The organism is Actinomadura geliboluensis (assembly GCF_005889745.1).
Lineage (GTDB): Bacteria > Actinomycetota > Actinomycetes > Streptosporangiales > Streptosporangiaceae > Spirillospora > Spirillospora geliboluensis.
The window spans coordinates 1-7,536 of the sequence record NZ_VCKZ01000423.1; the positions used below are offsets into that span (position 1 = coordinate 1).

Genomic DNA, 7,536 nt, shown 5'->3' on the forward strand with positions numbered 1-7,536 from the left:
CACTCTCTCCGTCGTCGGCAGCGTCAGATGTGTATAAGAGCCAGCCGCCCGCGTCCACGTCCACCCGCACGGCGCCGGCGCACGGGCACGGCGCGTCCAAGCGCCCCGCGAACCGCGCGCTGCTCGGCGTCGCCGCGGCCGCGCTGACCGTCATCGTCGGCATCGGCGCCTGGGCGCTGACCGGCACCGGCGGCGGCGAGCCCGAGGGCGGCGGCCCCACCGACAACGGCAAGACGAGCGCCCCGCCCGCGCCGACCACGGTGAAACTGCAGGCCGTGGGCGCCGAGGCCCTCCAGGACTCCAAGCCCGGCCACCCCGACACCTCCATCGGCAAGGGCGTCGAATCCGTCATCGACGGCAAGCCGAGCGGCTCGTGGGAGACGCAGAGCTACAACGACGCCAAGTTCGGCAACTACTCCAAGGGCATGGGCGTCCTGCTCGACATGGGCAAGCCGGTCAAGGTCGCCAAGGTCAAGATCTACTCGTCCGAGAGCGGCGGGATGCTGCAGGTCAGAGTCGGGGACTCCAAGTCCCCCGGCGACCTCAAGCGCATCGGCCAGCAGCCCGCCACCGGCGGCGAGCTGACCATCACCGCGTCCCCCGAGGCCACCGGGCAGTACGTGCTCGTCTGGTTCACCACCCTGCCCACGTCCCTCAAGGGCAGGCTCGGGGAGGTCACCGTCTACGGCGCCGCCGGCTGACCCGTCGTCCGCACTGTGCACAAGGGCTGTGACGTGGAGTTGCTCTTGTCTGTATCGTGCCTGTGAGCAGAATGTCCCCTCGCCCCCAGGAATCTGTGGTGCCAACCCCAGCAGCCGGTCGCGGACGTCCGGCACCGAGCGGGCGTCCCGAACGAGAAAGCGGTCGCTCATGACCTCGGTGAGCATGCATCGGGTCGGCGAGGTGCCCGACAAGGAGCTCCTCGCCCGCCACGCCCAGGGGGACCCGCACGCGTTCGCCGAACTCGTCCACCGGCACCGCGACCGCATGTGGGCCGTCGCCGTCCGCACCCTCGGCGACCCGGAGGAGGCGGCCGACGCGCTGCAGGACGCGTGCCTGTCGGCGTTCCGCGCGGCCGGGCGGTTCCGCGGGGACGCCGCCGTCACGACCTGGCTGCACCGCATCGTGGTGAACGCCTGCCTGGACCGCATCAGGCGCAAGTCCGTCCGGCCGGCGACGCCGATGGGCGACGACGCGACGTTCGACGCCGTCGCGCCGAAGATGCCCGACCCGACCGACGCGCACGGGGTGTCCCTCGACGTCCGCACCGCCCTGGAGCAGCTGCCGTACGAGCAGCGCGCCGCCCTCGTCCTCGTCGACATGATGGGCTACTCCGTCGACGACGCGGCCCAGGTCATGGAGGTTCCGCCCGGAACGATCAAGAGCCGGTGCGCGCGCGGGCGCGCCCGTCTCGCGCCCCTTCTCACCCACCACCGGAACCGACGGGACGGCAAAAACGTCGGAGGTGTGGAAGGAGGTGGCATGCCCAAGTGAACCCCGCACACTATGACTACGAGGTCCTCGCCGACCTGGCCGAGGGATTGCTCGAAGACGACGAAGCCGCCTCCGTCAACGCGCACCTCGACACCTGCGCCGAATGCCGTGAGCTGTCCGCCGACCTTGCGGACGTCTCCCGGATCCTGGCGGAGGCACCCGTACCGTCCATGCCCGCCGAACTGGCCGAGCGCATCGACACCGCCATCGCCGCGGAGTCCATGCACAGCGCCACCGTGGTGAGCCTGGAGCAGCGGCGCGGAAGGCGGCATTGGCGGATACTGTCCGCGGCCGCGGCGGCGGTGATCGTCGTCGGCGGCGGCGCGATGGTCGGCACGATGGCATTGGACGACGTGAGCGGCGACCACGGTCAGGCGTCGACGCCCGCGCAGGATAATCCCGACCAATCCGGTGCGGCACACGGGGTCGCCCCGAACGCCGCCCCGGCCGGGGCCTTCACGGTCGCCCGCAGCGGCACCGACTACCGCGCCGGCACCCTCGGCGCCCAGGTCGACCGGCTGCTCGCCGACGGGCAGCGGCTCAAGAGCGCGTCGGACGCACCGTCCGCACAGCTCAAGGGATGCGTCACCGGCGTCACCCGCGGTCTGACGCCCGTCCTCGTCGACAACGCCCAGTACGAGGGCGCCCCGGCGATCGTCATCGCCGTCCACGGCGTCGGCACCGGCAAATGGAACATCTGGGTGGTCGGCCCGACCTGCTCCGCCCAGAACCAGCACGTCCTGAAGAAGCTGGAGAACGCCTGACGCGCGCCACACCCGCCGTTCTCGGACCCACCCCCGAGAACGGCCGGTCCCCCCACGTCCCTACAACCCCCTGACCACGCCACCCGCGCCGGGTGCCGGGCGCATCGCGGTGCTCGTGTCGTGGGGCGCGGCGAGCCTAGAGGGAGTCGAGGAAGGCGAGGGCGGTCGTCCAGGCGCGTTCCGCCGAGTCGGCGTCGTAGTCGGGGAGGTCGGGGTCGGTGAACAGGTGGCCGGCGCCCCGGTAGCGGAAGACCTCGACGTCCGCGCCCGCCTTGCGCATCCGCAGGTACCAGGCGTTCAGCCAGTCGACGGGCTCCCAGGTGTCCGGGTCGGCGACGTGCAGCTGCGCCGGGACCTCGGTCGACGCGTCCTCCGCGATGTCGGACGTGCCGTGCATCAGCAGCAGCCCGCCGGCCCTCTCGTCGGCGAACGCGAGGTTCTGCGCGATGGACCCGCCGAGCGAGAAGCCCGCGTAGACCAGGCCGCCGTCGCCGATCAGCGGCGCCGCCGCGTGCACGGCGCGGCGCAGCAGCTCGTCCCGGCCGATCTCCTCCTTGATCGCGAACCCCTCCTCGGCCGTGTCGACGACCCGGCCGTCGTACAGGTCGGGGACGTGGACCTCGTGCCCGGCCGCGCGGAGCCGGTCCGCCGCCTGGTGCACCGCCGGGCGCAGCCCGTACATCGAGTGGAGGAGCAGGATGCGTGCCATGCACCACACCCTAGAGGGCACACCACCTGGTAGGACGGCCGGTCATGGTGTCCCGGGAATCCCCGGGGCCTAGGATCGGTTGACGCGACTGGCAGGCCGGTACGTGCGGCACCGACGGCCAACGAGGAGAGGCGCAGAACAGTGAGCGACGTCCGTAACGTCATCATCATCGGGTCCGGGCCCGCGGGTTACACGGCCGCCGTCTACGCGGCTCGCGGCGACCTGAAGCCGTTGGTGTTCGAGGGGTCGGTGACGGCCGGCGGCGCGCTGATGAACACCACCGACGTGGAGAACTTCCCCGGCTTCCCCGACGGGATCATGGGGCCGGACCTCATGGATAACCTGCGCAAGCAGGCCGAGCGGTTCGGCGCCGAGCTGATCACCGACGATGTCACCGAGGTCGACCTGACCGCCGACCCCAAGGTCGTCAAGGTCGGCGACGAGACCTACCTGGCCAGGACCGTCATCGTGGCGACCGGGTCGGGGTACCGGGAGCTCGGCCTGCCCGACGAGAAGCGGCTGTCGGGGCGCGGCGTGTCGTGGTGTGCGACCTGTGACGGTTTCTTCTTCCGCGAGCAGGACATCGCGGTCGTCGGCGGCGGCGACACCGCGATGGAGGAGGCGATCTTCCTGACGAAGTTCGCCCGGACGGTCACCGTCATCCACCGCCGGGACGAGCTGCGCGCCTCCAAGATCATGCAGGACCGGGCGTTCGCCAACGACAAGATCCGCTTCCTGTGGGACAGCGAGGTCGTGTCGATCCAGGGCGACGACCGGGTCACCGGCGTCACGGTGCGCAACACCAAGAACGGGACCGAGTCGCCGCTGGAGATCACCGGGCTGTTCATCGCGATCGGGCACGACCCGCGCAGCGAGCTGTTCGACGGCCAGCTGGAGACCGACACCGACGGGTACCTGCTGGTCGACTCGCCGACCACGCGGACGAAGATCCCGGGCGTGTTCGCCTGCGGCGACGTCGTCGACCACATCTACCGGCAGGCGATCACGGCGGCCGGCAGCGGCTGCTCGGCGGCGATCGACGCCGAGCGCTGGCTCCAGGACCAGGACGCCGCCGAGACCGTCGCGCAAGCCTGACCCGTTTCGCGAACCCGACCGGCCCGGCCGCCAAGGCCGAGGCCGGTCGGATTCCCGAGCCGGTCGCGTCCCACCGCCGCCGACCGGTCCGAGCGACCGGCGCGGCGGCATCGGGCTCTTGTACACGCTGACCCGCTCCCCGGGCGGGTCTTGATTCCGCAGGCACGGGCGGCATCGGGTCGGGGACCCGTCCGTCGCGCGAAACAGAAGGAGAACCATGAAAGCCGTGACCGACGCCGACTTCGGGACCGAGGTCCTGAAGAACGACAAGCCCGTGCTCGTCGACTTCTGGGCCGAGTGGTGCGGCCCGTGCCGGATGGTGTCGCCGATCCTGGAGGAGATCTCCAAGGAGCACGGCGACAAGATCGAGATCGTGAAGATGAACATCGACGAGAACCCGACGGTGCCGCAGCAGTACGGCATCATGCAGATCCCGACGATGAACGTCTACAAGGACGGCGAGGTCGTCAAGCAGATCATGGGCGCCAAGCCGAAGGCCGCCCTGCTCCGCGACCTCGCCGAGTTCATCTGAGCTTCCCGAGCCGCCTCCCCGTCTCCCGCGGCGAGCGCGAAAGCGTGTGGCCCGCACTCCGCGATGGAATGCGGGCCACACGTGCAAACCGGCTCAGATCGCCTCAGACGGGTCGTAGCGCCCCCTCCGGTGTCATGGAGCCCAGCAGCCGTTCCAGGGCCACCTCGACGTCCTCACGCCACGACAGGGCCGACTTCAGCTCCAGCCGCAGCCGCGGATACCGGTGGTGCGGCCGGACCGTCTTGAACCCGACCGACAGCAGGTAGTCGGCGGGCACCATGCACCCGCCCTCCTCGCCCTTCAGGTCGCCGAACGCCTCGATCGCCTTCACCGCGCGCCGGGTCAGGTCCTTCGCGACGCCCTGGACGAGCATCCGGCCGAGCCCGCCGCCCGCGAACTCCGGCAGGATGTGCGCGGTCATCAGCAGCACGGCGTCCGCGCTGACCGGGCTCGTCGGGAACGCCACCGAGCGCGGCACGTACAGCGGCGGCGCGTACATCACGAACCCCGCCGGGACGTTGTCCACGTACGCGATCTTGCCGCAGCTGCCCCACTCCAGCAGCGTCGAGGAGATCCACGCCTCCTTCTCCAAGCCCGAGTCGCCGCTCTCCAGCGCACGGTCCCGGCTGACCGGATCAAGCTCCCAGAACACGCAACCGCGACAGCGATGCGGCAGATCGTCGAGATTGTCCAGCGTGATGTTGACGAGACGACGCGACACCGGGTCGGCACCCCCTGCCTCGAACCTCGCCCGCCGGGCCTGGAACCCGTGACGGCGGAACTACCCGGCAACCAACCGGGACCCGCGGGCATCGTATCGGACAGGAGTTTCCCCAACCCGGCGGCACGCCACACCCGAAGCGGTCCGGCGCGGCCGCCATGGCGTAGTTTGCAGGGAAGTCATCACACCCGGAGGTGCCTCGTGGAACAGCATTCGCGTACGGACGTCTACGCCGATCGCTACGCCGCCCGCGCCGCCGGCATGGTGCCATCCGAGATCCGGGCCCTGTTCGCGATGGTCGCGCGGCCGGAGATCGTCTCCCTCGCGGGCGGGGCGCCCTACGTGTCCGCGCTCCCCCTCGACGCCGTCGGGGAGATGATCGGCGAGCTCGTCGCCGGCAAGGGCGCCGAGGTGCTGCAGTACGGGTCCGCGCAGGGCGACGAGAAGCTCCGCGAGCACATCTGCGAGGTCATGTCCCTGGAGGGCGTCCACGCGTCCCCGGACGACGTGGTCGTCACCGTCGGCGCGCAGCAGGCGCTCGACCTCATCACCAAGATCTTCGTGGACCCGGGCGACGTCGTCCTCGCCGAGGCCCCGTCCTATGTCGGCGCGCTCGGCACGTTCGCGTCCTACCAAGCCGACGTGGTGCACGTCCCGCTGGACGAGGCCGGGCTCATCCCGTCCGCGCTCCGCGAGACGCTCGCCTCCCTCCGCGCCCAGGGGCGCAGCGTCAAGTTCCTCTACACCGTCCCGACGTTCCAGAACCCGGCCGGCGTCACCCTCACCACCGCCCGCCGCGCGCAGATCCTGGAGATCTGCGCCGAGTACGACATCCTGGTCGTCGAGGACAACCCGTACGGGCTCCTCGGCTTCGACGGCGACCCCATGCGCGCGCTGCGCGCGGACGACTCCGAGCGCGTCATCTACCTCGGCTCGTTCTCCAAGACCATCGCGTCCGGCCTCCGCGTCGGCTGGGTGCTCGCGCCGCACGCGGTGCGGGCCAAGCTCGTCCTGGCCGCCGAGTCCGCGATCCTGTGCCCGTCGAACTTCTCCCAGCTCGCCGTCCGCGAGTACCTCGCCACGCAGCCGTGGCGGGAGCAGATCAAGGACTTCCGCGAGCTGTACCGGGTGCGCCGTGACGCGATGCTGGAATCCCTTGACCACTGGATGCCCGAGGGTTGCACCTGGACGCGACCCGCCGGCGGCTTCTTCGTCTGGCTCACCCTCCCCGAGGGGCTCGACTCCAAGGCGATGGCCCCACGCGCGATCGCCGAGCGGGTCGCCTACGTTCCCGGCACCGGCTTCTACGCGGACGGCGACGGGCACCGGCACCTGCGGCTGTCGTACTGCTTCCCGGAGCCGCACCGGATCCGGGAGGGCGTCCGGCGGCTCGCGACGGTGGTCGAGAACGAGATCAGCCTCCGCGACACGTTCGGCGGCGCCGTCGGCAGCGCGTCCACCGGCGTCCAGACGCCGGGGCCGGACGTCGTCTGACGGTTTCACGTGAAACGCGCGCCGGGGCGCCCGGCGCGCACCACACCATCCAAGAGGGGCACCAGCGGTGGAACTCGGGCATGTCGTCGTCCTCGCCGGAGGTCTGTCGTACGAGCGGGAGGTGTCGCTCCGGTCCGGCCGCCGCGTCACCGACGCGCTGCGCGCCCGCGACATCCCGGTCGAACTACGCGACGCCGACGCGACACTCCTGGACGCGCTGACCGACGACCCGCCGGACATCGTCTTCCCCGTCCTGCACGGCGCCTCGGGGGAGGACGGCTCGATCCGCGACGTCCTCGAACTGGTCGGCGTGCCCTACCTTGGCGCCCGTCCGGACGCCTGCCGTGTCGCCTGGGACAAGCCGACCGCCAAGTCCGTCGTCCGCCGCGCCGGCCTCCAGACCCCCGACTCCGTCGCCCTCCCGAAAGAGGTCTTCCACGACCTCGGCGCGGCGTCCGTCCTCGCCCGCATCGTGGACGCGCTCGGCCTGCCCCTGTTCGTCAAGCCGACCCGCGGCGGCTCCGCGCTGGGCGCCTCCGTCGTCCACGAACCGTCCGAGCTGTCCGCCGCCATGGTCAGCTGCTTCGCCTACGGCGACGCGGCACTCGTCGAGCGCTACGTCTCCGGCACCGAGGTGGCCGTCAGCGTCATCGAGCAGGACGGCGTCCCCACCGCGCTCCCCGCCGTCGAGATCGTCACGCCCGGCCGCCTCTACGACTACACGGCC

General features: G+C 71.1%; 8 protein-coding genes and 1 pseudogene. 7 read left to right on the forward strand and 2 right to left on the reverse strand.

Translation table 11 applies throughout. The annotated features are described in order from the left end of the window. The 3 genes and pseudogenes from ETD96_RS37190 to ETD96_RS37200 all read left to right on the forward strand — a co-directional run. A pseudogene (locus ETD96_RS37190) lies at positions 1-701 on the forward strand (AMP-binding protein); the annotation flags it as partial. A 169-nt stretch (positions 702-870) separates the two neighbouring features. Continuing rightward, a complete protein-coding gene (gene sigM / locus ETD96_RS37195; protein ID WP_171069408.1) occupies positions 871-1,494 on the forward strand; it encodes an RNA polymerase sigma factor SigM in 624 nt (207 codons plus the stop codon). After that, positions 1,491-2,258, forward strand: a complete 768-nt coding sequence (locus ETD96_RS37200; RefSeq protein ID WP_138641205.1) for an anti-sigma factor family protein — start codon at positions 1,491-1,493, stop codon at positions 2,256-2,258. Before sigM ends, ETD96_RS37200 begins: the two co-directional genes overlap by 4 nt. 136 nt (positions 2,259-2,394) lie before the next feature. Here ETD96_RS37200 and ETD96_RS37205 read toward each other — a convergent pair whose 3' ends face one another. Beyond that, positions 2,395-2,967, reverse strand: coding sequence for a dienelactone hydrolase family protein (locus ETD96_RS37205; protein ID WP_138641206.1), 573 nt, complete (start codon positions 2,965-2,967; stop codon positions 2,395-2,397). Positions 2,968-3,108: 141 nt separating this feature from the next. On the opposite strand from ETD96_RS37205, the gene trxB reads away from it, so the two are divergent. Then, complete coding sequence (gene trxB, locus ETD96_RS37210; RefSeq protein ID WP_138641207.1) at positions 3,109-4,062, forward strand: thioredoxin-disulfide reductase; 954 nt, start codon at positions 3,109-3,111, stop codon at positions 4,060-4,062. 217 nt (positions 4,063-4,279) lie between these two features. Next, a complete protein-coding gene (gene trxA / locus ETD96_RS37215; RefSeq protein WP_138641208.1) occupies positions 4,280-4,594 on the forward strand; it encodes a thioredoxin in 315 nt (104 codons plus the stop codon). 103 nt (positions 4,595-4,697) lie between these two features. Here the strand turns inward: trxA and ETD96_RS37220 are convergent, their stop codons facing one another. Then, on the reverse strand, positions 4,698-5,315 hold the full coding sequence (locus tag ETD96_RS37220; RefSeq protein WP_131943541.1) for a GNAT family N-acetyltransferase: 618 nt from the start codon (positions 5,313-5,315) through the stop codon (positions 4,698-4,700). A 261-nt stretch (positions 5,316-5,576) separates the two neighbouring features. Between ETD96_RS37220 and ETD96_RS37225 the strand changes: the two genes are divergently transcribed. Both ETD96_RS37225 and ETD96_RS37230 read left to right on the forward strand, forming a co-directional pair. Continuing rightward, positions 5,577-6,809 (forward strand): aminotransferase-like domain-containing protein, encoded by a 1,233-nt coding sequence (locus tag ETD96_RS37225; RefSeq protein WP_138641211.1) that lies wholly within the window; start codon positions 5,577-5,579, stop codon positions 6,807-6,809. A 67-nt stretch (positions 6,810-6,876) separates the two neighbouring features. Further along, positions 6,877-7,536 (forward strand): D-alanine--D-alanine ligase family protein (locus tag ETD96_RS37230; RefSeq protein WP_138641209.1); only part of this gene is annotated, 660 nt, incomplete at its 3' end.

Excerpts from the sequence above, each read along its gene's own strand:
- sigM (WP_171069408.1), top strand. The coding sequence starts at position 871 with ATGACCTCGGTGAGCATGCATCGGGTCGGCGAGGTGCCCGACAAGGAG.
- ETD96_RS37205 (WP_138641206.1), bottom strand. The coding sequence starts at position 2,967 with ATGGCACGCATCCTGCTCCTCCACTCGATGTACGGGCTGCGCCCGGCG.
- trxA (WP_138641208.1), top strand. The coding sequence starts at position 4,280 with ATGAAAGCCGTGACCGACGCCGACTTCGGGACCGAGGTCCTGAAGAAC.
- ETD96_RS37225 (WP_138641211.1), top strand. The coding sequence starts at position 5,577 with ATGGTGCCATCCGAGATCCGGGCCCTGTTCGCGATGGTCGCGCGGCCG.